Annotated in this window: 21 protein-coding genes and 2 pseudogenes; 9 read left to right on the top strand and 14 right to left on the bottom strand. The window is 68.9% G+C overall.

Features of this window, described 5'->3' with window-relative positions:
• Window positions 1–104: 104 nt before the first annotated feature.
• The 5 genes from pucL to ACFWI9_RS14080 all read right to left on the bottom strand — a co-directional run bounded on the left by pucL (window position 105) and on the right by ACFWI9_RS14080 (window position 2,843).
• A complete protein-coding gene (gene pucL / locus ACFWI9_RS14060; RefSeq protein ID WP_387161738.1) occupies window positions 105–1,052 on the bottom strand; it encodes a factor-independent urate hydroxylase in 948 nt (315 codons plus the stop codon).
• A 6-nt stretch (window positions 1,053–1,058) separates the two neighbouring features.
• Window positions 1,059–1,529: a hydroxyisourate hydrolase gene (locus ACFWI9_RS14065; protein WP_387161739.1), complete on the bottom strand. Its 471-nt coding sequence runs from the start codon at window positions 1,527–1,529 to the stop codon at window positions 1,059–1,061.
• Window positions 1,526–2,047, bottom strand: coding sequence for a 2-oxo-4-hydroxy-4-carboxy-5-ureidoimidazoline decarboxylase (gene uraD / locus ACFWI9_RS14070; protein WP_387161741.1), 522 nt, complete (start codon window positions 2,045–2,047; stop codon window positions 1,526–1,528). Before uraD ends, ACFWI9_RS14065 begins: the two co-directional genes overlap by 4 nt.
• Window positions 2,048–2,157: 110 nt before the next feature.
• Window positions 2,158–2,577, bottom strand: a complete 420-nt coding sequence (locus ACFWI9_RS14075; RefSeq protein ID WP_387161781.1) for a helix-turn-helix domain-containing protein — start codon at window positions 2,575–2,577, stop codon at window positions 2,158–2,160.
• Between the two features lie 8 nt (window positions 2,578–2,585).
• Window positions 2,586–2,843, bottom strand: coding sequence for a hypothetical protein (locus ACFWI9_RS14080; protein ID WP_387161742.1), 258 nt, complete (start codon window positions 2,841–2,843; stop codon window positions 2,586–2,588).
• Between the two features lie 126 nt (window positions 2,844–2,969).
• Between ACFWI9_RS14080 and ACFWI9_RS14085 the strand changes: the two genes are divergently transcribed.
• From ACFWI9_RS14085 to ACFWI9_RS14100, 4 genes are all read left to right on the top strand, one after another.
• Complete coding sequence (locus tag ACFWI9_RS14085; protein ID WP_387161743.1) at window positions 2,970–3,827, top strand: TIM barrel protein; 858 nt, start codon at window positions 2,970–2,972, stop codon at window positions 3,825–3,827.
• 70 nt (window positions 3,828–3,897) lie between these two features.
• Window positions 3,898–4,815 (top strand): 2-hydroxy-3-oxopropionate reductase, encoded by a 918-nt coding sequence (locus ACFWI9_RS14090; protein WP_387161745.1) that lies wholly within the window; start codon window positions 3,898–3,900, stop codon window positions 4,813–4,815.
• A gap of 246 nt (window positions 4,816–5,061) precedes the next feature.
• On the top strand, window positions 5,062–6,528 hold the full coding sequence (locus tag ACFWI9_RS14095) for a catalase (protein WP_387161747.1): 1,467 nt from the start codon (window positions 5,062–5,064) through the stop codon (window positions 6,526–6,528).
• Window positions 6,529–6,847: 319 nt separating this feature from the next.
• Window positions 6,848–8,470: a phospholipase D-like domain-containing protein gene (locus ACFWI9_RS14100; protein WP_387161749.1), complete on the top strand. Its 1,623-nt coding sequence runs from the start codon at window positions 6,848–6,850 to the stop codon at window positions 8,468–8,470.
• A 177-nt stretch (window positions 8,471–8,647) separates the two neighbouring features.
• Here the strand turns inward: ACFWI9_RS14100 and ACFWI9_RS14105 are convergent, their stop codons facing one another.
• From ACFWI9_RS14105 to gcl, 4 genes are all read right to left on the bottom strand, one after another.
• Window positions 8,648–9,619 carry an antibiotic biosynthesis monooxygenase gene (locus ACFWI9_RS14105; protein ID WP_387161752.1) on the bottom strand — a complete coding sequence of 324 codons (972 nt, stop codon included), beginning with the start codon at window positions 9,617–9,619 and terminating at the stop codon, window positions 8,648–8,650.
• Window positions 9,616–12,342, bottom strand: a complete 2,727-nt coding sequence (locus ACFWI9_RS14110) for a molybdopterin-dependent oxidoreductase (protein WP_387161753.1) — start codon at window positions 12,340–12,342, stop codon at window positions 9,616–9,618. Before ACFWI9_RS14110 ends, ACFWI9_RS14105 begins: the two co-directional genes overlap by 4 nt.
• The gene (locus tag ACFWI9_RS14115; protein ID WP_387161755.1) at window positions 12,339–13,166 is read right to left on the bottom strand and encodes an FAD binding domain-containing protein; all 828 of its coding nucleotides are present in this window, start codon (window positions 13,164–13,166) and stop codon (window positions 12,339–12,341) included. Before ACFWI9_RS14115 ends, ACFWI9_RS14110 begins: the two co-directional genes overlap by 4 nt.
• Before the next feature lie 484 nt (window positions 13,167–13,650).
• A complete protein-coding gene (gene gcl / locus ACFWI9_RS14120; RefSeq protein WP_387161783.1) occupies window positions 13,651–15,429 on the bottom strand; it encodes a glyoxylate carboligase in 1,779 nt (592 codons plus the stop codon).
• Window positions 15,430–15,749: 320 nt separating this feature from the next.
• Between gcl and ACFWI9_RS14125 the strand changes: the two genes are divergently transcribed.
• Window positions 15,750–16,586 (top strand): hypothetical protein, encoded by an 837-nt coding sequence (locus tag ACFWI9_RS14125; RefSeq protein WP_387161756.1) that lies wholly within the window; start codon window positions 15,750–15,752, stop codon window positions 16,584–16,586.
• Between the two features lie 134 nt (window positions 16,587–16,720).
• Window positions 16,721–16,882 (top strand): DUF397 domain-containing protein, encoded by a 162-nt coding sequence (locus tag ACFWI9_RS14130; protein ID WP_387161757.1) that lies wholly within the window; start codon window positions 16,721–16,723, stop codon window positions 16,880–16,882.
• A 34-nt stretch (window positions 16,883–16,916) separates the two neighbouring features.
• On the opposite strand, the gene ACFWI9_RS14135 is transcribed toward ACFWI9_RS14130, so the two are convergent.
• Window positions 16,917–18,545 (bottom strand): AMP-binding protein, encoded by a 1,629-nt coding sequence (locus tag ACFWI9_RS14135; RefSeq protein WP_387161758.1) that lies wholly within the window; start codon window positions 18,543–18,545, stop codon window positions 16,917–16,919.
• A gap of 153 nt (window positions 18,546–18,698) precedes the next feature.
• On the opposite strand from ACFWI9_RS14135, the pseudogene ACFWI9_RS14140 reads away from it, so the two are divergent.
• Window positions 18,699–18,857: pseudogene (locus tag ACFWI9_RS14140) on the top strand (flavodoxin); the annotation flags it as partial.
• Window positions 18,858–18,969: 112 nt separating this feature from the next.
• Here the strand turns inward: ACFWI9_RS14140 and ACFWI9_RS14145 are convergent.
• From ACFWI9_RS14145 to ACFWI9_RS14160, 4 genes are all read right to left on the bottom strand, one after another.
• On the bottom strand, window positions 18,970–19,674 hold the full coding sequence (locus ACFWI9_RS14145; RefSeq protein ID WP_387161761.1) for a YoaK family protein: 705 nt from the start codon (window positions 19,672–19,674) through the stop codon (window positions 18,970–18,972).
• A 137-nt stretch (window positions 19,675–19,811) separates the two neighbouring features.
• The gene (locus ACFWI9_RS14150; RefSeq protein ID WP_387161763.1) at window positions 19,812–20,336 is read right to left on the bottom strand and encodes a GNAT family N-acetyltransferase; all 525 of its coding nucleotides are present in this window, start codon (window positions 20,334–20,336) and stop codon (window positions 19,812–19,814) included.
• Window positions 20,337–20,417: 81 nt separating this feature from the next.
• Entirely contained in the window at window positions 20,418–21,959 is a 1,542-nt protein-coding gene (locus ACFWI9_RS14155) for an AMP-binding protein (protein WP_387161765.1), read from the bottom strand.
• A gap of 122 nt (window positions 21,960–22,081) precedes the next feature.
• A complete protein-coding gene (locus ACFWI9_RS14160) occupies window positions 22,082–22,363 on the bottom strand; it encodes a hypothetical protein (RefSeq protein ID WP_387161766.1) in 282 nt (93 codons plus the stop codon).
• Between the two features lie 399 nt (window positions 22,364–22,762).
• On the opposite strand from ACFWI9_RS14160, the gene ACFWI9_RS14165 reads away from it, so the two are divergent.
• Window positions 22,763–23,926 carry a magnesium and cobalt transport protein CorA gene (locus ACFWI9_RS14165; RefSeq protein ID WP_387161768.1) on the top strand — a complete coding sequence of 388 codons (1,164 nt, stop codon included), beginning with the start codon at window positions 22,763–22,765 and terminating at the stop codon, window positions 23,924–23,926.
• A 165-nt stretch (window positions 23,927–24,091) separates the two neighbouring features.
• Window positions 24,092–24,308: pseudogene (locus ACFWI9_RS14170) on the top strand (hypothetical protein); the annotation flags it as partial.

Raw genomic sequence — 24,308 nt, forward strand, 5'->3', positions numbered from 1 at the left:
GGGTGGGGGGCGGGGGCGGTTTTGTTTGGTGTGGGCTAACCCGTGGTGTGACGCCGGGGCGGGGCGGGGCCCCCCCCGGGGGCGCCCCGGCCCGGACCACACGCTCACAGGTTGGTCATGTCCTCCGGGATGCGCGCCTCGGCGCCGTCCCGCAGGATCGTGGCTTCGATCAGCCCGTAGGGCCGGTCGGCCGCGAAGTAGACCTCGTTGTCGTTCTTGAGGCCGAACGGCTCCAGATCCACCAGGAAGTGGTGCTTGTTCGGCAGCGAGAAGCGCACCTCGTCGATCTCCGCGCGGTGATCGATGATCCGCGCGCCCATCTGGTAGAGGGTCTGCTGGAGCGACAGGGAGTAGGTCTCGGCGAAGGCTTCGATCATGTGCTTCCTGGTCGCCGCGTAGGACTTCTCCCAGTTTGGCATGCGTTCGTCGTCGTCGCTCCAGTTGAAGCGCCAGCGGGCGGAGACCTCGGTCGCGAGGATGCGGTCGTACGCCTCCTGGAGGGTGGTGTACTTGTCCTTCACATAGCCCCAGAACTCCGAGTTGGTGGAGTTCATGACCACCAGGTCCTTGAGGCCGGAGATCACCTCCCACCGCGAGCCGTCGTAGGTGACCTGGGTGACCCGGGTCTCCTGGCCCTTGCGGACGAAGGAGTGCTTGATCTCGTCCGCGCCGATGAACTTGGAGTTGGCGTCGGAGGTCGCGATGCGCTCCCAGGCGTACTCCTCGATGCGGATACGCGCCCGGTGGATCGGGTCCTGCGAGGTCACGAAGTGGCGGGCGAGGTGGATGCCGAACTGCTCGGCGGACTCGATGCCGTACTCCTTGGCGAACGCGTACACCGTGTTCTTGGTGGTGTCCGTCGGCAGCACGTTGGCGTTGGACCCGGAGTAGTGGACCTCGTCCATGTCGCCGGACAGGGCGACGGAGACGTTCAGGTCCTTGATGTGGTGGGTGGCGCCCTCGCGGGTGATCTTGACAACGCGGTTCTCCGCCTTGCCGTACTGGTTCTGGCCCAGGAGGACGGGGCGGGCGGGCCGGGATCGGTCTGTCATTGTCTGCTAGCTCCCTCGGTAAACGGAGTAGCCGAACGGATTGAGCAGCAGCGGTACGTGGTAGTGCTCGCCCGGCTTGACGGCGAAGGTGATCGCCACTTCCGGGAAGAACGCACCGCTGTCCCGATTCGCGGGGGCGTCCTGCTGCACATCGGCTTGCGGGTCGGCTGCGGCTCCGGCCGGACCTGGTGCTTGTCCTTGTGCCTGTCCTTGCCCGAGGAGGTAGTCCTCGGTGCCGAAGTCGAGACGTACATGGGTGGTGCCATCCGGCAGGGCCGGGAGGTCCTTGCAACGTCCGTCCGCGTCGGTGGCCGACCGCCCGAGCGCCGCCCATGCGGCGCCGGAACCGGCGCGGGCGGACAGGGAGACGGCGACGCCCTGCGCGGGACGGCCGACGCTGGTGTCCAGGATGTGCGTGGACACCGAGGTGTGCGGGGTCGCTGAGGCGTCGGTGCCGGCGCTGGTACCGGTGCTCATCGGGTCTCCTCCTCCGGGTGCGATACGAGGCGGGCGAGCCGAATGCGGTTGATCTTGCCCAGTTCGATGCGGACGATCTCCCGCTCCTGCTCGGGCGAGTGGCCGATCCGCTCCCGGACGGCGTCCCGCATCTGCTCCCCGGTCCGGCCGGTGGCGCAGATCAGGAAGACATGGCCGAACCTCTCCTGGTAGTCCAGGTTGAGCTCCAGCATCTCGGCCCTGAGCTCTTCGGAGGCCCCTGCCATCCCCCGCTGCTCCCGCGCGGAGGTCGGGTCCCCGGGCTTCGGCCGTCCGATCGGCGGGTGCCCGGCCATCGCTTCGGCGAGATCGCCCGCCGTCAGGTCGGCCATGGCGGCGTCGCTGGCGGCATAGAGGGCTTCCGCGTCCGCGTAGGGGCGCCGGGCCAGCACGCTTCTCCCCCAGGCGGTGCTGGCGCACACCTCATGCAGCTCAGCGACAGCGTCGCTGTCCGCCGCGGTGTTGAACCGGGCGAGGCCCGGTACGGGGGTCGGGGACACGGGAGCCTCCGTGCGGTGCGTAAGACGGGTTCACGGGATGCGAACAGCTAACGCCTTCCACCAACGCCACGTCAACACTTTGTTGAAAAACAGGGACCGTTTTGTCGGCCCTATTCACCCTTGGCGCTGTTCTCCCTGTTCAGGTAGTTGTAGACGGTAAAGCGGCTCACACCGAGCGCACTCGCGACCGTCTCCACACCATGGCGCACGGAGAAGGCGCCGCGCGCCTCGAGAGTGCGTACGACCGACTGCTTCGCCTTGCGGTCGAGCGCCTTCAACGGCATCCCATGCGTGCGCTCCATCGCGGCCAGGATGTGATCCAGGGACTCCGCGAGCTGCGGAAGGCGCACGGCGAGCACTTCCGCACCGTCCCATGCCAGCACGACGTCGTCACGCTCCGCCTGGTCCGGCGCGAGTATCCGCCCGCCCATGGCGTCCACGAGCGGCTGCACGGCGACGGCCAGCGGATGGTCCGCGCACACGGACTGATCCACGGACTCGGGCCGCTCCACGGACTCAGGCCGCTCCATGGGCTCGGTCACAGCTCGCTCCCCTCCTCCGCGATCACGCTGACCTGGAGCGACACACGGGTCGCACCAGCACCCAGGGCCTGGCGGAGCAGTGAGCCGACCGCGATGAGGACCTCGTCCGTGCCGCCTTCCGCCGTGTTGCCGAACGGCCCGACGTCCACGGCGTCGAGGTCGGCCGTCTGGATGACCTCACGGGCCACCAGGGCATGAGGCGGCGCCTCATCCAGGTCGAAGGGCTCGGTCGTGAACTCCACTCGCAATCGCATGCCCACACGTTAAGCCCACCTTCCGGGCGCACCCATGGCGAGCGGCCCTTGACAGCCCTCACCCACGAGAGGCAGTCTTCCATTAAGCAGAAATAAACTTCCGCTATACGGAAGGAGCGTGTCCTTATGGCCCGCTTCCCCGAAGGCGCGGTCACGGACCAGCGCTTCGATGTGAATCTGTCGATCCTCTTCACCGAGTACCCGCTGTTGGAGCGCCCGGCAGCGGCAGCGGCAGCCGGTTTCACGGCGGTCGAGCTGTGGTGGCCCTGGACCGGGACCCCCACCCCCGACCGGAGTGAGCTGGACGGTCTGCGCGAGGCCCTCTCGGACGCGGGCACGCAGCTGGTGGGACTGAACTTCTACGCGGGCAAGCTCCCCGGCCCCGACCGCGGCGCCCTGTCCGTACCGGGCGAGGAGTCCGAGCGCTTCCGCGCCAATATCGATGTCGCGGCGGACTTCGCCGAGTCGGTCGGCTGCAAGGCGCTCAACGCGCTCTACGGCAACCGGATCGAGGGCGCCGACCCCGCGGTCCAGGACGCACTGGCGCTGGAAAACCTGGCCCTGGCCGCCCGCGCGGCCGACCGGGTGGGCGCGATCCTGCTGATCGAGACCCTCAACAAGCCCGAGTCCCCGCGCTATCCGCTGGTGAGCGCCCGGTCCGCGATCGAGGTCGTGGACAAGGTGAACGCGGCGACCGGCCTGGGCAACGCGAAGTTCCTGCTAGACATCTACCACCTGTCGATGAACGGCGAGGACGTCAGCGAGGACATCGCCGCGTACGCGGGCAAGACCGGCCATGTCCAGATCGCGGACAATCCGGGTCGCGGCGCGCCCGGCACCGGCTCACTCCCGCTGGCGCGGCACCTCGAAGAGCTGCGGACGGCCGGTTACGACGGCTGGGTCGGCCTTGAGTACAAGCCCGGCGACCGCCCGAGCGCCGGAGCGTTCGACTGGCTCCCGGCCGATGCCCGAGCCGCCCGCTGAGGCACCGCCCACTCGTTTCGGCATCCTCCTGTCCCACCTCGCAGAGCAGCTTTCAGGAAGGCAAGGCCCCATGAGCACCCCCACGGACTCCCCCCGCAAGCCCCTGCCCAAGGTGGCCTGGATCGGCCTCGGCATCATGGGTTCGCCCATGTCCGAGAACCTGCTGAAGGCCGGATACGTGGTCACCGGCTTCACTCTGGAACAGGACAAGCTCGACCGTCTCGCCGCGGCCGGCGGCAAGGCGGCGTCCTCCATCGCGGACGCGGTCGCCGACGCGGATGTCATCGTCACCATGGTCCCGGCCTCCCCTCAGGTGGAGGCGGTCTGCTACGGCCCCGACGGCATCCTCGCGAACGCCCGCGAGGGCGCGCTGCTGATCGACATGTCCTCGATCACCCCGCAGACCTCCATCGACCTCGCGAAGGCCGCCGCCGGCAAGGGTCTCCGCGTCCTGGACGCCCCGGTATCGGGTGGTGAGGCGGGCGCGATCGAGGCGGTGCTGTCCATCATGGCCGGCGGCGAGCAGGAGGCGTTCGATGAGGCACTGCCGCTTCTGGAGGCACTGGGCAAGACGATCGTCCTGTGCGGCCCGCATGGCTCGGGCCAGACGGTCAAGGCCGCGAACCAGCTCATGGTCGCGGTCAACATCCAGGCCTGCGCCGAGGCGGTCGTCTTCCTGGAGAAGTCGGGCGTGGACCTGCGGGCGGCCCTGGACGTGCTGAACGGCGGGCTCGCGGGCTCGACCGTGCTGACCCGCAAGAAGGACAACTTCCTGAACCGGGACTTCAAGCCGGGCTTCCGCATCGACCTGCACCACAAGGACATGGGCATCGTCACCGACGCCGCCCGCACCGTGGGCGCCGCGCTGCCGGTCGGCGCGGTGGTGGCCCAGCTCGTCGCGTCCCTGCGCGCCCAGGGCGACGGCGGGCTCGACCACTCCGCGCTGCTGCGGGCCGTGGAGCGGCTCTCGGGCGAGCAGACCGCCTGAGCCCCTGGGCCCGCCCTTTCCGGGCAGGTGCCCAGGTCCTCCCAAGCCTCCGGGCCGTGGTCGCACCGACAACTGTCCTGTCGCGCCCAGGTGCCACCACGGCCCGGACCCACCCCGATTTCAACAAAATGTTGACGCTGCCGCCGGGGCAAATCTAGGCTCCTGCCACGCCCCACTGCCATCGGAAGCTCCCGGGCTCCTCCCGGCCAGCTCCCGATCCCCCGCACGGAAGGTACTCCCCGCACTATGTCGAAGCGCGTCCTGACGACGGAGTCCGGTGCTCCGGTCGCCGACAACCAGAACTCCGCCACCGCGGGTGCGGGTGGTCCGCTCCTCCTCCAAGACCAGCACCTGCTGGAAAAGCTGGCGCGCTTCAACCGCGAGCGCATCCCGGAGCGGGTCGTACACGCCCGCGGCTCGGGCGCCTACGGCCACTTCGAGGTGACCGACGACGTCACCGCGTACACCAGGGCGGACTTCCTGTCCGAGGTGGGCAAGCGCACCGACACGTTCATCCGCTTCTCGACGGTCGCCGACGCGCTCGGGGGCGCGGACGCGGTACGCGACCCGCGGGGCTTCGCGCTGAAGTTCTACACGGCGGAGGGCAACTACGACCTCGTCGGCAACAACACCCCGGTGTTCTTCATCAAGGACCCCATCAAGTTCCCCGACTTCATCCACTCCCAGAAGCGCGACCCGTTCACGGGCCGTCAGGAGCCGGACAACGTATGGGATTTCTGGGCGCACGCCCCCGAGGCCACGCACCAGATCACCTGGCTGATGGGCGACCGGGGCATACCCGCCTCGTACCGCCATATGAACGGCTACGGTTCGCACACCTACCAGTGGACCAACGCGGCGGGCGAGGCCTTCTTCGTCAAGTACCACTTCAAGACCGACCAGGGCATCCGCTGCCTGAGCTCCGACCAGGCGACCGAGCTCGCCGGCCAGGACCCCGCCAGCCACCAGACGGATCTGCTCCAGGCCATCGAGCGTGGCGTGAAGCCGTCCTGGACCCTGTACGTGCAGATCATGCCCGCGGCCGAGGCGGCGGACTACCGCTTCAACCCGTTCGACCTCACCAAGGTCTGGCCGCACGCCGACTACCCGCTGCGGCGGGTGGGCCGGCTGGTACTCGACCGCAACCCCGAGAACATCTTCGCCGAGGTCGAGCAGGCGGCCTTTTCGCCGAACAACTTCGTTCCCGGGATCGGCCCTTCGCCGGACAAGATGCTCCAGGGACGTCTGTTCGCCTACGCGGACGCGCACCGCTACCGCCTCGGGGTCAACCACACCCAGCTTCCGGTGAACTCCCCGCAGGGCTGCCCGGCAGGCGCCGCGGACAACTACGGCCGGGACGGGCTCATGGCCACCCGCAACGGCTCCCGCTACGACAGGAACTACGAGCCCAACTCCCACTCCGGACCGACCCAGACGGACGCCGCACTGTCGGCTCCGCTGGCCGTCTCGGGATGGACGGGCACCCACGCCGCCCCGGCGCACACCAAGGACGACGACTTCTTCCAGGCGGGCGAGCTCTACCGGTTGATGTCGGAGGAGGAGAAGCAGCGCCTGGTGGCGAACATCGCCGGTGGTCTGTCCCAGGTCTCCCGTGACGATGTGGTCGAGAAGAACCTGGCGCACTTCCACGCGGCAGACCCGGACTACGGCAAGCGCGTCGAGGCGGCGGTCCACGCCCTGCGCGAGGACTGAGCGAGCACAACCCCGAGAACCACAGCGCGAGGAACACAACCCCAGGACCGGACCGCGGCGGGTGCGAGCCAGTGCGGTGGTACGGGCCGCCACGTCCCCGTCCTGACCTGAAGGACGGCGACGCGAAGCCCACGCCCCGCCGCGGTCCCATCAAGTCGGCGCGCTCTCAAGTGCTTTCGAGCACGTGGGAGCGCGCTTGCACGCACCCCGGATTCGTTACTGAAAGTTCCCGACTGGTAACTTCTGTCGAGTTGATCAAGCTCCGCGCCGGACGTCGCGGCCGCGAGCGACATCCTGACTACTCGACAAGGAAGCGACCTTGGCTTCTGCCCGGCTCCGCCGCTCGACCCGTCTCGCAGCCATCACGGCGGTACTCGCCGCGACCGTATCGCCGCTCCCCACCGCCACCCCGGCGCTCGCCGCCGAACCGTCCACCCCCCACCTCGACGCCATCGAACGGACCTTGCGCGAGGTGTCCCCGGGACTCGAAGGCCAGGTGTGGGAGCGCACCGCGGGCAATCGGCTGGACGCCCCGGCCGGCGACCCCTCCGGCTGGCTGCTCCAGACCCCGGGCTGCTGGGGTGACGCCGCCTGCGCCGAACGCCCCGGGACCAAGCGGCTGCTGGCGAAGATGACGGCGAACATCGCACAGGCCACCCGCACGGTGGACATATCCACGCTGGCGCCCTTCCCAGACGGGGACTTCCAGGAGGCGATCGCCTCGGGGCTCAGGAGCGCGGCGGCGAAACGCGGTTCGGGCGACCGGATCAAGGTGCGGATCCTGGTCGGTGCCGCGCCGCTCTACCACCTGAACGTGCTGCCGTCGAAGTACCGCGACCAGCTCGTCGCCAAGCTCGGCGACGCCGCCGACGACATCACGCTGAACGTGGCGTCGATGACGACCTCCAAGACCGGTCTGTCCTGGAACCACTCCAAGCTGCTGGTGGTGGACAGCAGGTCCGCGATCACCGGTGGCATCAACAACTGGAAGGGCGACTACCTCGACACCACCCACCCGGTGTCCGACGTGGACCTCGCCCTCACCGGCCCGGCGGCGGGTTCGGCCGGCCGCTACCTGGACCAGCTTTGGTCGTGGACCTGCGGCAACAAGGGCAACCTCACCAAAGTGTGGTTCGCCTCCTCGGGTGGCGGCGGCTGCATGTCCGCGCTGACCGGCGCCACGCAGCCGGACGGGACCGGTGACGTCCCGGTGATCGCCGTCGGCGGCCTCGGTGTCGGCATCAGGGACCGCGACTCGTCGTCGGCGTTCCGCCCGGAGCTGCCGACCGCGTCCGACACCGAGTGCGGCGTCGGCCTGCCCGACCGCACCAACGCCGACCGCGACTACGACACGGTCAACCCGGAGGAGAGCGCCCTGCGCGCGCTGGTCAGCAGCGCGACCAGCCATGTCGAGATCGCCCAGCAGGACATGAACGCCACCTGCCCGCCGCTGCCGCGCTACGACATCCGGCTGTACGACGCGCTGGCCGCGAAGCTGGCCTCCGGGGTGAAGGTCCGTATCGTCGTCAGCGACCCGGCCAACCGCGGCGCGGTCGGCAGCGGGGGATACTCGCAGATCAAGTCGCTCAGCGAGATCAGCGATGTGCTGCGCAGCCGCCTCACCCGGATCACCGGTGACGGCGCTAGCGCCAACGCGGCCATGTGCGGCAATCTCCAGCTCGCCTCGGCGCGCAACGCGGACAGCGCCACCTGGGCCGACGGCAAGCCGTACGCCCAGCACCACAAGCTGGTCTCCGTGGACGGCTCGGCCTTCTACATCGGCTCCAAGAACCTGTACCCGGCCTGGCTCCAGGACTTCGGCTACATCGTGGAGAGCCCCTCGGCGGCGGCCCAGCTCGACGCGGAGCTGCTGGCTCCGCAGTGGAAGTACGCGCAGGCGACGGCCACGTACGACTACGCCCGCGGGGTCTGCCAGGGCTGAGCCGACGCCCCCGCTTCCCCGAGGAGAGACGCGCAGCGTAGGACGGTGGACTCACCGAGGCCGAGAGGCCGGGATCCGTCCGCAGGCTGTCGTCGAGCCTTGCCCCGCCCGGAACCGCCGGTGCGGGGCAAGCGGGGTTCCGGCTGGCGGCCATAGGGGTCAATCAGGCCAGTGAGATCAGGGAAGCGTCCAGAACTGCTTCGTGACCAGGTAGAAGACGCCGCACCAGAACACGGTCAGCGCGGACACGATGCCGAGCCCGATGAGGTTGGTCTTCCCCTTCGGCTCGTCAGGAGCGGGCCGCAGCCACCGCCGGAGCATCGGGTTCACGTAGTGGGGCATCGTGAGGAAGCTCATGATGAAGCTCGACAGCAGGTTGCCGATGAGCAGCCCGATCCACAACGGCATATGCAGTGGGGAGAGGACCAACGTCAACAGCACCACGGTCGGATACAGACCGACCCAGACGGCGATGGCGGTCTTCGTCTCGGAAGGCGGGGGCGCTTCGGTGCCGTCTTCGTTGAAGGCGAACCAGCTGCCGAAGGAGTTGTCGATGGTGCGCAGCCTGTAGTCCTCGAACTTCTCGCCTTCGGCCAGGATCTCCTGCCGCTTGGCCGAGGTCAGCCAGGTGTCGAGGTGCTCGGCGCTGTCGAACCGGTACAGCGTGGTCCACTCGTCCTGCAGCCCCTCGATCGGTCGGAAGATCTCGGTTCCGCGGAATCCCTCGAAGCGGCTCTTCGCCTGGTTCATGCGGCTCTGCCAGTCGAGGAACTCGTCCACGTGGTCCGGGTGGACATGGTGGGTGATCACCACGGTCACCAGCGCGTCCGAGGTCTGGGCGCCGCCGCCCACCACCTGCTGTGTCGCCGGGCCGTCGAAGAAGGCGCCCCCCGAGTCGAGGAGGGTCTGCCTGGTGGCGCTGTTGATCCACTCCTGCAGATGGGCGATCGAGTCGAACCGGTACACGACCACCCAGTCGGGCTGGAGCGCGGTGGGAGGCGAAGTCTCGGTGCCGAGGAATCCCGGATACCGGGCGGCGGCGGCATTGACCTCCTCCTGCCACTTCTCGAACTCCCGGTCCCGGCCGGGCCGAACCCTCTGGCCGATGATCGCCGTGACTGCGGCGTCCTCAAGCCGTTCGGTGCTCATTTGCTCAGGCCTGTCCGGGCTTGCCGGCTCTTGTTGAGCCGGCCGTAGATGCGTTCCGGGGTGAGCGGCAGCTCCCGGTAGCGGATGCCCGTGGCGTCGTGCAGCGCGTTCGCCAGAGCGGGAGCCACCGGATTGATGCAGCATTCCGCCATCCCCTTCGCCCGCACGGGCCCGACGGAGTCGGTCGAGTCCACCAGGAGCACTTCGGTACGGGGTATGTCGGCGTAGGTCGGGATGCGGTAGTTGCGGAAGTTCGGATTGACCACGGCGCCGTGCTCGTCGAGGTGGTGGTTCTCCGTCAACGCGAAGCCGATTCCCTGGGCGACACCGCCTTCCACCTGCCCGCGGACCTGCGCCGGGTTGATGACCACGCCCGCGTCGGTCGCCTGGACGCTGCGGAGGACACGGATCTCCCCGGTCACCCGGTGGACGGCGATCCGGAACCCCTGGGTGTTCGATGTGACGCTCCGGGGCGAGCCGTACGCCTTGCGCGCGGCGGTGAACCTGATTCCGCGGGCTCGGGCGGCGGCGAGTAGGACCGCGAGGGGTACGCGTTGTTCCCCGCAGACGACGCTCTCGTCGTCCATCGAGCACATCACGACATGGACACCCGTGTGGGCGGCGGCGAATTCGAGGATGCGGTCGCGCACGGCACCGGAGGCTCGGAACACGGCGTTCCCCGATACGAAGAGGCCCGCGCTGGCGAACGCGCCCGTGTCGAAGCCCGTGCGGTCGGTGTCGGACTGCACCAGACGGATCCGGTCCGGCGTCGTGCCCAGTTGACTTGCCGCGATCTGCACATGGGCGGTCGACGTCCCCTCGCCGAACTCGACCGTGCCGACCGCCACTTCATAGACGAGGTCGTCGCCGAGTGTGACCCAGGCCTCCGAGATGTGCTCGGTCGGCGGTGCGGTCTCATGCAGCGAACTCGCCACACCCGTCCCGACGAGCCATTCGGGGCCGGGGTGAGGCTCGCCGGCAGATTGGGCCAGGGCGGCACCCACCAGGTCGATGCACTTGGCTAGGCCGTCCTCGGTGAACGTCACGTCGTCCGGGCCCTCGTGCATGGCGACGAGCGGATCGCCCGGACGCACGATGTTGCGCCGTCTCAGTGCGAGCGGGTCGATGTGCAGCGCCCGTGCCAGTTCGTCCATGGCCGATTCCACGGCGAAGGCCGGTTGTGTCATCCCGTACCCGCGCAGCGCTCCACTCGGGACCGTGTTCGTGTAGACGGAGTACGCGTCGTACTTCTTGTTGGGACAGCGGTAGATCATGACAGCCGCGCCGCCCGCGTACAGCGTCTCGCCACCGTGGTTTCCGTACGCCCCCGTGTTGGACACGTTGCGGACCTCGAACGCCGTGAGCGTTCCGTCCGCCTTCGCGCCGAGCCTGACCGTGAGTTTCATCGGGTGCCGCGGCGATGCCGTGGTGAACTCCTCCTCGCGTGTGTACTCGAAGCAGACGGGGCGGCCGGTGTCCAGGGTCGCGAGCGCGGCCAGGTCCTCCGAGATCACCTCCTGCTTTCCGCCGAAACCGCCGCCGACGCGCTTGCAGAACACGCGGAGTTGATCAGGGCGCAGCCCGAACAGATGCGAGAGCTTGACTTTCGCGATGGACGGGGACTGCGAGCTGGTGCGGACGTTGAGCCGACCGTTCTCCATCCAGGCGATGGAGCCGTGGGTTTCGAGGTGCGCGTGTTGCACCCGGGGCGAGAAGTAGGTGCCTTCGTGGATCACGTCGGCATCGGCGAAACCGGCGCCGACGTCGCCGATGTGCGCGTGGATCTCCAGGAGGATGTTGCGGACGGGGTCGCGGACGAACGGATCGTGCGCGCCGTGCAGTTGCGGCGCGCCTCCGGCCATCGCCTGTTCGGGGTCGAACACGGCGGGCAGCACCTCGTACTGGACGACGACCCTTCGGCAGCCCTCTTCCGCCGCGGCGACCGTCTCAGCGAGGACCGCGACGACCCGTTGTCCGACGAAACGGACCGTGTCGTCGAGGATGTAGGTGTCGTCAGGGTCGACCAGATGGTCGGTGTGGATCGCCGTGGTGAAGCGCCTGCGTGGCACGTCTTCCCACGTGTAGACGCGCCGGACGCCGGGAACGGCGAGCGCGGCGGTCTTGTCCACGGACACGATCCGGGCGTGTGCGTGCGGCGAGTGCAGCACCTTGAGGTGCAGCATCCCCTCCATACTGGTGTCCATCGTGAACTCGGCCCGGCCGGTGACCACATCGTCGGCCGCGGGCGCTCCGACGCTCGTCCCCACGGCCTTTCCCGGCCTTGCCTGCTCCACACCCGCGATGCCCCGCACGGCGTCCTCGATCCCCCGGTAGCCGGTGCACCGGCAGAGGTTGCCCTTCAACGCGCGCGGCAGGTCCTTCTTCTGCTCCTCGGTGAAGGTGGCCGCCGTCATGATCATCCCGGCGGTGCAGAAGCCGCACTGGAATCCGGGGGCGTCGCGGAACCGCCGCTGCATCGGATGCAGGTCGCCGGGTGATCCGATGCCCTCGATCGTGGTCACCTCACGGCCTTCCGCGCGGAAGGCGGGGGTGATGCAGCTGTGCACCGGGTCGCCGTCCAGCCACACGGTGCACGCCCCGCAGTCCCCCGCGTCGCACCCTTTCTTGACCCCGTGGTACCCGAGCGAGCGCAGGAATGTGCGCAGGCACTGGCCCGGGCGGGGTTCCTCTTCGAAACCGGCGCCGTTCACGGTGTACGTCATGGCAGGCCCCCGCCCATGAGTTCGTGGCGGATCTCCTCGGCGAAGTACTTGGTCAGGTGGCGACGGTGGCCGGGAGTGCCGTTCGGGTCGGCGAACCAGACGTCGGCGGGAATGACGTCCATGCTCTGCTGGAGTGTCTCGGCGTCGGGCATGGTTTCGAAGGCGACCCGCACAGGCCGCGTGGTACCGGCTGTGACCGTGAGCGTCAGGTCGCTGGTTCCCGGCGTCTGGGTACCGACGAGGAACGCGGTCGAACGGCCGAGCCGGGTCAGGGTGAAACGACGGTGCGCGGCGCGCTTCCTGAGGGCGCGCGCGGGGATCCGCACCCGCCGCAGGATCTCTCCGGGACCGAGTATGTTCCGGTGGTCGCCGGTCACGAAGTCGACGGCGTCGACGGTGCGCGCGGACCCGTCGGGAGCCCACAGTTCGTACCGCGCCTCCAGCGCGACCGTGAGCGTGATCATCGGCCCGGCGGGCAGCGACATGCAGATGTTGCCGCCGACGGTGGCGGAGTTCCACACCTTGAACGAGGACAGGAACGCCTCGCAGCTTGTGGCGAGTAGGCCGCCCGCGGTCCAGCCGGCGGGCGGGGTGAAGGCATGGAGCTCCCGGATGGTGCATGTCGCACCTATTTCGAGCCCTTTGCCGCTGGGCACGAGGGAATCCCAGCCCAGCGCGGTCAAGTCGATCAGCCTGCGCAGGTCGGGTTGCTCCACGGAGAACAGCCAGGTACCGCCGGCGAGCCAGGCATCGCCTTCGCGCCAGTCGGTCCCGGGCCGGTCCTGCGGTCGCCGGATGACTTCCGTGATGGTGGTGAGGTCCATGGGGACCGTCTTTCTCCCGACAGGGCTGCGGCAGGTGCCGCGACAGACGCTCCCGGCCCATCCCATGGGCGGCGCTCACGCCCGTGACCGCACCACTGCACCGACCGGACTGCCGCCACTTCGCCGAACGGGTCGCGACGTGAGGCCCCATCCGGCCATGGACGGCAGCGGGGGACGGTGCGATCGCCGTTTGCCGCTGGGCGCGCGGCGTAGGCCCCGGAAGCGAGCGGCACGGTTTCGCGAGACTGGGCTTCACAACCCGGCCGATCGCCACTCAGCTGATCGAACCAGCCACCGACCCGCATTCCTTCAGCCCGGCAGCGGGCTCGTAACACGCATTCAAGCCTAGCCAGAACCGGATGGCACCGCCAAGTCGGAAACAACGCCTGGAATCCCGCCGTTGGGATGCCTGCCGTACGGCAGGTACTCCCCCGGGCACATGTCGGCCACACCCACCGCAGGGCCCCGGGCTGCCGACCGCACCTCACACTCTCAGGGGCCTGATCGCGGTGGGCGCGTGCCAGTCCTCCGTGGCCAGTTCCTCGAACTCGGACACATCACTGATGTCCGCCGTGTGGCTCATCGCGATGTTGGTGACCCGCTCCAGGATCGCCTCCACCACGACCGGCACCCGGTACTCGGCCGCCAGCTTCCGCGCTTCCTCCAGGGCGGGCAGCAGCTCGTCCGGCTCCCTGACCCGGATGGCCTTGCAGCCCAGCCCCTCGACCACCCTCACATGGTCGACGCCATAGGCGCCGAGCTCCGGCGCGTTGATGTTCTCGAACTCCAGGTTGACCTGGAAGTCGATGTCCAGGCCGAGCTGAGCCTGCCTGATCAGCCCCAGATACGAGTTGTTCACGAGGACATGGACGTACGGGATGCGGTGCTGCGCCCCGACCGCCAGCTCCTCGATCATGAACTGGAAGTCGTAGTCCCCCGACAGCGCCACGACCTGAGCCTCAGGGTCGGCCTTGGCGACACCCAGCGCGGCCGGGATGGTCCAGCCGAGCGGCCCCGCCTGCCCGCAGTTGATCCAGTGGCGCGGCCGGTACACGTGCAGCATCTGAGCGCCCGCGATCTGGGAGAGCCCGATGGTGGTGACGTAACGGGTCTCGGGCCCGAAGGCCTTGTTCATCTCCTCGTACACCCGCTGCGGCTTCATCGGCACGTTGTCGAAATGCGTACGCCGCTGCAAGGTCGCCTTGCGCTCCTGGGTGGCGCCGACCCATGCGGTGCGGTCGGGCAGGCCGCCCGCCTCCCTCAGCTCCCTGGCGACTTCGACGAACAGCTTCAGGGCCGCCTTGGCGTCCGATGTGATGCCGTAGTCGGGGGCGAATATCTTGCCGATCTGGGTGGGCTCGATGTCCACGTGCACGAAGGTGCGGCCCCGGGTGTAGACGTCCAGCTTGTAGCCGGTGTGCCGGTTGGCCCAGCGGTTGCCGATACCGAGGACGAAGTCGGACTCCAGGAAGTTGGCGTTTCCGTAGCGGTGCGCGGTCTGGAGACCGGCCATCCCGGCGTTCAGCTCATGGTCGTCGGGAATGGCGCCCCAGCCCATCAGGGTCGGGATCCCCGGCGTGCCGGTGATCTCCGCGAACTCCACCAGCAGATCGGCGGCGTCGGCGCCGATGACACCACCGCCCGCGACGATCACGGGCCGTTCGGACTCCAGCAGGTACGAGATCGCCTTCACGATCTGGGCACGGCTCGCGGCAGGCTTGTAGACCGGCAGCGGCTCGTACGTCTCCGGATCGAACTCGATCTCGGCCATCTGGACGTCGATGGGCAGATCGATCAGCACGGGACCGGGTCGGCCGGAGCGCATCAGATGAAAAGCCTGCTGGAAGACACCCGGGACCTGCGCCGCTTCGAGCACGGTCGTGGCGGCCTTGGTGACCGGACCGGCGATGGCGGCGATGTCGACGGCCTGGAAGTCCTCCTTGTGGATCACATGCGTCGGGGCCTGCCCGGTGATGCACAGGATCGGAATCGAGTCACCGATCGCCGAGTACAGCCCGGTGATCATGTCGGTTCCGGCCGGACCGGACGTACCGACGCAGACACCGATGTTCCCCGGGGCGGTCCGGGTGTACCCCTCGGCCATGTGCGAGGCGCCTTCCACATGGCGGGCGAGGGTGTGATCGATGCCGCCGCCCTCCTGGAGGGCCTTGTAGAAGGGGTTGATCGCCGCGCCCGGCACGCCGAACGCATGCGTGACGCCTTCGCGCTTGAGGATCTCAACTGCCGCTCGGGCGGCTGTCATACGAGGCATGAGGGGCTCCTGCTTCGGCCTGGCGGATTGAATCCGCGCATTTTTCCACAATGCGGAAATCAGCTTCTGCTATCCGGAATCAAAGTATGCGGCACACCCGGGGCCGTCAAGGGAATGCGGCCAAGCACGGGGCCTTGGTGAGCCGCCGGATGGCCGAAGTCCCTCCCCCAGGACTGACGCGTGGTGGACGATGGAACCCAGGACGCGTGACCGACGTCACGAAGACGACAGAGGTACGCCTGAGGCGCGTCCGAGGCGTGCGCAGGGCACGCACGAGGCACGACTGCGCCACCCGAGGGGGGACGGGGAGAATGGGAGATCAGGTACCGGTTCGCTGCCCGGTCTGCCGCCGTACGCACACGTTCGCCGCGCCCGTGTACCCGTGCGCGTGCGGCGCCCCGGTGGCGCCTCCGCTGCTGCGCGGCGCCCCCGCCCAACCGATCACCCACCGCACCTGGACCGAGGACTGGGTCACCGCCCGCTGCCAGGCCTGCGGACGCCAGGACCAGTGGCCGCAGCCGGAGCTCGGCTGCCCGTGCGGGACGGTGCTGCGGATACCCGTACGCCCGGTGACCTCGCGCCCCAGACCCGCCGCGCCGCCCGCACCTCCCTCCGCCGCGCCGCCCCTCCCCTCGAAACCTCCGGCGCCCCCGGAACCTCCGGCGCCCCCGCCGGTCCGGTCGCCGGCGGCGGCGGCCGAGGCGCGCGGCAGCCGGGCAGGGCTGCCCACACACATCCCGGTGCCACACACCGCCCCCGCGCCCCGCCCCACCTTCCGCCCGGTCACGATCCGCACAGCGGACGACGCGGTGGCCACAGCGGCGCTCTACCTGCGCTGGCTGGGCTTCCAGGAGATCGTCCAGCAGAAGGACTGGTACGCGACCGGTCTCGCCCTGCGCGGCCCCGGCCTGGTCGTTCACGTCGATCCCACCACCCGCCCGGCCACTCCGAGCGCGGTGGAATGCCTCTGGCTGAACGGGCTGAACGAGGAGGCGGTGGGAATCTCCTTCTCCCTCGCGGGCTACGCGACCGAAGCCCGCGCCCGCGCGGACGACCTCGGCATCCCGCTGTTCGTCATGGACCTCACCGGCACACCGCAGCCGGTGAACGACCCGGCGGACGCGCTGCTGTCGCCGGGCCCCTCCTGAGCGCCCGCGACTGAACGATCAGTGCGGCAGGTCGAGTTCGGCCCGCACCATCTTCCCCACCGGCACCCGCTCGTACGGGAGAACCATGCCGGTATGGCAGGGCCGATGCGCCTGTTGGAAACACAGAACAACGAGTGGCTCGCCTACTGCGAGGGTCAGGAGCACGGGCTACCTGCCCCACCACCATCCACGTCCGCGACTCCAAGCGCGCCGAGGACGGTCCACGGCTCGCCCTCTCCCCCACCGCCTGGACCGGATTCCTCACCTACGCAACACCAGGCGCCACCCACTCCTGAGCGGCGCTGCGCCCGCCATACGCGCCGGAAGCGCTCAGCCGAAGCGCTCCCGCAGCTCCACCTTCCGCACCTTGCCACTGACCGTCATCGGGAAGGCGTCCACGACCTCCAGCCGCCGGGGGATCTTGTAGTGGGCGAGCTGCTCGCGGCAGAAGCCGGTGATCTCGTCCACGGTCGGCGGATCCGCCGGGTCCCGGGCGATGACGACGGCGAGGATCTCCTCGCCGTACCTCTCGTCCGCCACACCGACGACCTGCACGTCGGAGATCTTCGGATGGGCGTAGAGGAACTCCTCGATCTCGCGCGGGTACACGTTCTCGCCACCGCGAATGATCATGTCCTTGATACGGCCGACGATCTGGACGTACCCGTCTTCGCGGATGACCGCCTGGTCCCCTGTGTGCATCCAGCGCCCCGCGTCGATCGCCTCGGCGGTCCTGTCCGGCTCGTCCCAGTACCCGAGCATCACGCTGTAGCCCCGGGTGCACAGTTCCCCGGCCTCGCCGCGCGGCAGTGTGACCCCGCTGGCCGGGTCGACCACCTTGACCTCGATATGCGGCAGCGCCCGCCCCACCGTGCCGGTGCGGCGTTCCAGGTCGTCGTCGCGCCGGGTCTGGGTGGAAACGGGTGAGGTCTCCGTCATGCCGTAGCAGATCGACACCTCAGCCATGTTCATCTCGGCGACCACGCGTTTCATCACCTCCACCGGACAGGGCGAGCCCGCCATGATCCCGGTGCGCAGCGATCCGAGGTCGTAGGTCGCGAAGTCGGGCAGATTCAGTTCCGCGATGAACATCGTCGGTACGCCGTAGAGCGAGGTGCAGCGCTCTTCCTGGACGGCTCGGAGTGTGGCGGCGGGCTCGAAGGAAGGTGCGGGGATGACGATGCAGGCGCCGTGCGAGGTGGCGCCGATGTTTCCCATCACCATGCCGAAGCAGTGGTAGAACGGCACCGGAAGACAGACCCGGTCCTGTTCGGTGTAGCCGATCATCTCGCCCACGAAGTAGCCGTTGTTGAGGATGTTGTGGTGGGAGAGGGTGGCACCCTTGGGGAATCCGGTGGTGCCTGAGGTGTACTGGATGTTGATGGGATCGTCGCAGGACAACTGTGCTTCTCTGGCTCTGAGTTCGTCCCGGGAGGTCTCATCGGCGGATGCGAGCAGCTCCGCCCAGCTCTCGTCGCCGATGTAGTGCGTGGACCGCAGCGCCGGGCACTCGGCCCGGACCTGTTCCACCAGCGCCCGGTAGTCGCTCGTCTTGTGGGCGAGGGACGCGACAAGGATGCCGATCCCGGCCTGGTTGAGTACGTACTCGAGCTCATGGGCGCGGTAGGCGGGGTTGATGTTCACCATGATCGCGCCGATGCGGGCGGTGGCATACTGCACCAGGACCCACTCCGGGCAGTTCACCGCCCAGATTCCCACCCTGTCGCCCTGGCCGACCCCGCGCGCGAGCAGCGCCCGCGCGAGCTCGTCCACGTCCGCGCCGAACTCCGCGTAGGTCCAGCGCCGCCCGGACGGTACATCGACCAGCACCTCCCTTTCGGGGAACCGCGCGATCGTTCGATCGAGGTTGCGCCCGATCGTGTCACCGAGCAACGGAGCGGTGCCCGTGCCGTGTGTGTACGACAGCGCCGCGGCCGCCTCGGTGTCCGTCCCCGCCATTCCAGTTCCTTCCCGCTGTGCTCGTTCACTGCCCGGAGCCCTCTCTCCCATGCTGCCGGAATACCAGTCGGCGGGGTGCGGTTGGAGGCTCCGAACTCAATCGCCTACCCCAGGGCGACGATGTCACTCCCCCGACCGATCCTGGAGCACCGAATGGCCCGCTCGTTCCTATTCCTGCTCGGCAGCTCCCGTGCCGACGGCAAGGGCGAACTACTGGCTCGTGCGGCGGCGGAGCAACTGCCGGGCGACACCGGACAGCGGTGGCTGGACCTGACGGAGCTCCGGCTGCCCGACTCCCACGACGCGCGCCACGCGGCGCACGCCTGACCCCAGGAGGTGAGCGACGAGGACCTACCCGGTTCCCTGACGACGAGGCGCCATCGGCCGGCTGAACGGGCCGGTCACGCCATCGTCATCCTCGTCGTCATAGCCGTGACCGGCGACTGCGGACAGCCGTCAGAGCGCAGAGCATCAGCACGACCGGTGGAACCGCCGCCCACTCAGGTGCGCTCTTCAGCAGCACCGCCGAGATCGCCGCGCCCACGATCAGCGCGCCGAACCGCGCCGGAATCCAGAAGTCCCGGCGGTGCGATCCGACACTTGTGACGATGTAGGTGGCCAGGGTGCCGGTCATGTAGGTGGTGGGCGCAGCGGCGTGGCCCGCGGCCACCATGGCGGTGGACTCGATGCCCATGGCGACCGCCGCCGCGAACTGGAGCAGGCTTCTGGTGATCCCGTGCGGTGCGCCGTCGAAGGCGGCCCAGACTGCCGCGATGGCGACAAGGACGGACGTTGTCGCGACCAGGCAGGACACCACCCGTGGATGCCAGTGCTCCTCGCAGATCTCACTGTGCCGGGTGAACCACGCGGCACCCGCGGCACCGCCGGCGAACCCGGCCAGGGCCAGGGCCGCCGCGGTCGCGCTCACGGCCCGCTGCTGGCCGATGGCCATGCCCAGCAGCGCGAGATTGCTGGTCATCACTCCGGCGAAGACACGGTCCAGGCCGAGGAAGGAGATGGTCTCCAGCGCCCCGGCCGCAGCCACAAGCAGCGTCACCGCGAGCTGTGGCGGGGGCGGCGGGGCTGGCGGGCGGGTCGGCCCGGGCGAGGGCTGGGCTGGCGGCTCCATGGTGCGCCATGCTAAGTCCGCGTACCGGGGCATCCCCGGCAGAAGCGTTCGCGTTTCGCTTGGTCGGCACAACGGGCGCCGTCGATGGGCTCACGCGGCGCACTGCCGGTACCGGGAGCGGTCAGCCGCCTGGCCGCTCAGTGCCTGCCGGTGGCTGCGCGGGTGCTGGTGCGGGAGCCGGTGCCGAGATCACGGAGGTACGAGAGCCCCGGGCGGCCGTCGAGCTCGGTCTCGCCGACGACGGTGAATCCGGTGCGGGTGAGCACGGCCTGAGACGCCGGGTTGTCGAGGGTGGTCTCGGCCCTCAGCACGCTCAGCCCGTACTCGCCCGCGGCGCGCTGGCAAAGCTCCTGGACGGCGCGGGTGGCGAGGCCTCGGCCTGCGGCGCGCTTGGCGATCCGGTAGCCGAGTCCGGCCGCGCCGTCCGCCACGTCCACGAGGTTGAGCCGCCCCAGGATGTCGCCTTCGGGGTCCACCAGTACATGGAAGTAGCAGGCGCCCGCCTGCTGTTCGGCGAGCAGGGCGCGATGCCGCTCTTCGAAGTCGAGGAAGTAGTCGTCGCCCCGGTCCGGGACGGAAGCGGCGAAGTAGGCCCGGTTCTCGCGCTCGAAGTCGAGGAGCGCGGGGGCATGGTCCGGGCGGAGCAGCTGCAGTTCGGGCATGTGGATCACTGTACGCACCGCCGGTATGCGACCCGTCTCCCGGGGCAGGGTGCTCCGCCCACAACTCGACTGCGGGTGCGCTCAGTTGACCTGGCGTTCGTTGCCTTCCCAGTACGGCTCGCGCAGCTTGAACTTCTGGATCTTGCCGGTGGCGGTGCGCGGGATGGCGTCGCGGAACTCGACCGATGTGGGTGCCTTGTAGCCCGCCATGTGCTGCTTGCAGTAGGCGATGATGTCCGCCTCCTGAGCGGTGGCTCCCTCGGCGAGGACGACGAGCGCTTTGATGGTCTCGCCCCATTTCTCGTCGGGCACACCGATGACGGCGACCTCGGCGACGGCCGGGTGGCTGAAGATGGTGTCCTCGACCTCGATCGATGACACGTTCTCGCCGCCGGTGATGATGACGTCCTTCTTCCGGTCGGAGATCGTCAGATGGCCGTCGTCCGGGTCGATGGTGCCGCCGTCGCCGGTGTGGAACCAGCCGTTCTGGAGCGCCGCCTCGGTCTCGTCGGACTTGTCCCAGTACCCGTCGAGCACCACGTTCGACCTGGCGAGGACCTCGCCGGAGTCGGACACCCGTAGTTTCACACCGAGCGCCGGAAGCCCCGCACGGGACAGCTTGTGCGCGCGCTCCTCGGCAGGCAGATCGGCGTCGGCTGGACGGCTCCGGTTGAAGGTGAGCAGCGGTGAGGTCTCCGTCAGGCCGTAGATCTGGGTGAACTCCCAGCCCAGTTCGTCTCCCACCCGCTGGATGGTCCGGCTCGGCGGCGGGGCACCCGCGCAGATGATGCGTACCCGGTCACGGCCGGGAATCTCCCCCTCCCACGTGGCCGCCGCGTCCAGAACCGCGTTCCACACCGCGGGCGCGCCGCACATGAGGGTGACGCCGTGGGCTTCGACGCGCCGCAGGATCTCACCGCCGTCGACCTTGCGCAGCACGACCTGCTTGGCGCCGAGACCGGCCATCACGAACGGCATGCCCCAGCCGTTGCAGTGGAACATCGGCAGGGTGTGCAGATAGACGTCGCGTTCCCAGGCGCGGGTGTGCAGCCCGAAGGTCAGCCCGTTCACCCAGATGTTGCGGTGGGTGAGCTGGACGCCCTTGGGGCGGGCGGTGGTGCCGGAGGTGTAGTTGACGGTCGCGGTGGCATCCTCGTCCGGCCGCGTCCAGGGGCGCGGCTCCACCCCGAACCGCATGAGCTCCGTCTCGGTCTGCTCGCCGAGCACGAAGCGGTGCTGTGCCTTGACCCCGGACAGCGCCTCGTCCAGCTCCGGATCCACGAGGAGGACGGAAGCGCCGCTCTGCCGCACGATGTACTCGACCTCGTCCGGCTTGAGACGGAAGTTGACCGGCACACAGATCCGCCCGCTCATCGGGACCGCGAAAAGCAGTTCGAGCAACCGCGCGGAGTTGTGACTGACCACCGCCACCCGCTCGCCTTCACCCACCCCGATCGCGTCCATCCCCGCCTGCCAGGCCCGCACCCGCACGCCGAGCTGCCCATAGGTCGCGTCGGCCACCGGTGGTGCCGGTTGGTCGGGCTCGTCGATCACACCGGGGCTGCCGGAGAACCCGAGCTCGGCCCGGTCGAGGAAGTCGGCGACGGTCATGGGAATCCGCATGGCGCTCTCTCCTGCCTGCAATCACTCAATCGCTGGTCTGGTACGAGCATCTCGCGTACGCACTCGAGTGCGGGTGGTGGCGTGAACCTTCCCCCGTACGGAGCAGCGGTTCACGGCACGGCTCAGGCCGGTGAAACCACTGCCAGCACAGCCAGCGGCATAGCGAAGCTGCACAGCAGGAACCCAATGAACGCCATCCCCGGACGGATCTCCCGGTAGCCCCGTACTCCCAGGTAGGCAGCAATTGACAGTAGGACGAGTCCCAGCAGAAATACCCAGTACCTGCCCTCTTTGACGGCGAGAACGCCCATCGCGGGGACGTAACACAGCGCCGAAGTGACCGTCAGAGCGCGGGAGCGTGAAAGCCACCGTTCGAGGGTTTCACCCTCGCCGAAGAAACTCATATCCTGACCCGTGCCCCTCGCTTCGCCTACACCGCCGCGTGATCGTAACCACCCGAGCGAACTCGTCAGCGGCGGTTGAGTACGCCGATGAGCGTGGCCCGATCGGCGGCGCCCAACGGGTCGTCAGCGAAGCGGCGGGGCAGGGTGTCCCGGATGTACGTCAGCTCAGACCCGCTCTTTTCCCGATGTGCAGGGCCTCACCAGTCTCGGGCCGCGAACCTCGGGGAGCGAGCGGTTTTCCGAATGCCGGTCGGCCTCGGGCGCACCGGGGCCGTAGCGGAGTCCCGGCCCGGCGCACGGCACGCCACGATGGTGATTGCGGACAGCGAAAGTCCGCAATCCGACGCTCGTGTATATCCTGCTCCGACCGGGTACGCGCGATCACGGGAGGTGACCAGGATGTCCGAGCGAAGGGCCCGCCCCGATACGACCCCGAGGAAGCACGCCTGGCGCCGCCGGTTCACGCCGACAGGCGGTTCGGGCGGTGCGGGCGGCTCAGCCGATCATGCGCCGGGGGCACCGGCCCCGGTCCGGAAGGACCAGGGCAGCATCGTCCAGGCCGCGCTCTACCGCGATGGCCGGCGTGTCGCCAGCCCCGACTCACTCGCCGAGACCTTCCGCCGGCTGCGCGATGAGCCGCGCGGGATGGCCTGGATCGGGCTGCACCGGCCGACCGAGTCCGAGCTGCTGACGCTGGCCGAGGAGTTCGACCTCCACGAGCTGGCGGTCGAGGACGCGATGGAGGCCCACCAGCGCCCCAAGCTGGAACGTTACGGCGAGACGCTCTTCGTCGTACTGCGCGCGGCACGCTACCTCGACGCGCAGGAAGAGGTCGACTTCGGCGAACTCCATGTCTTCGTCGGCCGCGACTTCGTCATCACGGTCCGCCATGGCGCCGCACCCGACCTCTCCGCGGTCCGCCGCCGCATGGAGGACGACCCCGAACTGCTGACACTGGGGCCCGAGGCGGTGCTGTACGCCATCCTCGACGCGGTGGTCGACGGCTACGCCCCGGTGGTCGCCGGGGTGCAGAACGACATTGACGAGATCGAGACCGAGGTCTTCAGCGGCGACCCGGCCGTCTCCCGTCGTATCTACGAACTCTCCCGCGAAATGGTCGAGTTCCAGCGTGCCACCCGCCCCCTGGTGGGCATGCTGCACGGCCTGATGGCGGGCTTCGCCAAATACGGCACGGACGAGGAACTCCAGCGCTACCTGCGCGACGTGGCCGACCATGTCACCCACACCAGCGAGCGCGTGGACGGTTTCCGCCAGGCGTTGGCGGACATTCTGGCGGTCAATACGACGCTGGTGACGCAGCAGCAGAACGCGGAGATGCGGGCGCTGGCGGAAGCGGGCTTCGAGCAGAACGAGGAGATCAAGAAGATCTCTTCGTGGGCGGCCATTCTGTTTGCACCCACACTCGTGGGAACGGTCTACGGCATGAACTTCCAGAACATGCCGGAGCTGCACTGGAGTTTCGGATATCCCCTGGCCATCGCCCTGATGGGCGTTGTCTGCGTAAGCCTGTACTTCGTCTTCAAGCGACGCGACTGGCTCTAGCAAACCGACCGAGACCCAGAACCCTCCCGGCCCGTCGCGCCGCCGGCGAAACCGTCACTCACCTGCGTGACCTGCTGATGGACAGCGGTCATCACCCAGGACTCGGAACCGCTGCACCAGCACCGCCGGCTCGCGATCCTCCGCCGGGTCCTCGACGACCACTCATTGCCCCTGCGGGCCCGGGTCGCCGTCACCCTCGTTCTCCTCTACGCCCACCCCAGCCGCATCGTCCGCCTCACCATCGACGACATCACCGTCCGGCTGGGAGACCCGCCGTCCCCGCTGCCTGAGCCCGTCGCCGATCTGATGCGGTGTCCGGGGCGTGGGGGGGGGGGCGCGCGGCCGCCCGCGCGCTGCAGCGGGCCGCCACGCACACCCCCCC

The organism is Streptomyces sp. NPDC127084 (assembly GCF_042724175.1).
Taxonomy (GTDB): Bacteria; Actinomycetota; Actinomycetes; order Streptomycetales; family Streptomycetaceae; genus Streptomyces.

Coding starts and splice junctions, on each gene's coding strand:
- pucL (WP_387161738.1), bottom strand. CDS start 1,052: ATGACAGACCGATCCCGGCCCGCCCGCCCCGTCCTCCTGGGCCAGAAC.
- ACFWI9_RS14065 (WP_387161739.1), bottom strand. CDS start 1,529: ATGAGCACCGGTACCAGCGCCGGCACCGACGCCTCAGCGACCCCGCAC.
- ACFWI9_RS14075 (WP_387161781.1), bottom strand. CDS start 2,577: ATGGAGCGGCCTGAGTCCGTGGAGCGGCCCGAGTCCGTGGATCAGTCC.
- ACFWI9_RS14080 (WP_387161742.1), bottom strand. CDS start 2,843: ATGCGATTGCGAGTGGAGTTCACGACCGAGCCCTTCGACCTGGATGAG.
- ACFWI9_RS14085 (WP_387161743.1), top strand. CDS start 2,970: ATGGCCCGCTTCCCCGAAGGCGCGGTCACGGACCAGCGCTTCGATGTG.
- ACFWI9_RS14090 (WP_387161745.1), top strand. CDS start 3,898: ATGAGCACCCCCACGGACTCCCCCCGCAAGCCCCTGCCCAAGGTGGCC.
- ACFWI9_RS14095 (WP_387161747.1), top strand. CDS start 5,062: ATGTCGAAGCGCGTCCTGACGACGGAGTCCGGTGCTCCGGTCGCCGAC.
- ACFWI9_RS14105 (WP_387161752.1), bottom strand. CDS start 9,619: ATGAGCACCGAACGGCTTGAGGACGCCGCAGTCACGGCGATCATCGGC.
- ACFWI9_RS14110 (WP_387161753.1), bottom strand. CDS start 12,342: ATGACGTACACCGTGAACGGCGCCGGTTTCGAAGAGGAACCCCGCCCG.
- ACFWI9_RS14115 (WP_387161755.1), bottom strand. CDS start 13,166: ATGGACCTCACCACCATCACGGAAGTCATCCGGCGACCGCAGGACCGG.
- gcl (WP_387161783.1), bottom strand. CDS start 15,429: ATGACAGCCGCCCGAGCGGCAGTTGAGATCCTCAAGCGCGAAGGCGTC.
- ACFWI9_RS14125 (WP_387161756.1), top strand. CDS start 15,750: ATGGGAGATCAGGTACCGGTTCGCTGCCCGGTCTGCCGCCGTACGCAC.
- ACFWI9_RS14135 (WP_387161758.1), bottom strand. CDS start 18,545: ATGGCGGGGACGGACACCGAGGCGGCCGCGGCGCTGTCGTACACACAC.
- ACFWI9_RS14145 (WP_387161761.1), bottom strand. CDS start 19,674: ATGGAGCCGCCAGCCCAGCCCTCGCCCGGGCCGACCCGCCCGCCAGCC.
- ACFWI9_RS14150 (WP_387161763.1), bottom strand. CDS start 20,336: ATGCCCGAACTGCAGCTGCTCCGCCCGGACCATGCCCCCGCGCTCCTC.
- ACFWI9_RS14155 (WP_387161765.1), bottom strand. CDS start 21,959: ATGCGGATTCCCATGACCGTCGCCGACTTCCTCGACCGGGCCGAGCTC.
- ACFWI9_RS14160 (WP_387161766.1), bottom strand. CDS start 22,363: ATGAGTTTCTTCGGCGAGGGTGAAACCCTCGAACGGTGGCTTTCACGC.
- ACFWI9_RS14165 (WP_387161768.1), top strand. CDS start 22,763: ATGTCCGAGCGAAGGGCCCGCCCCGATACGACCCCGAGGAAGCACGCC.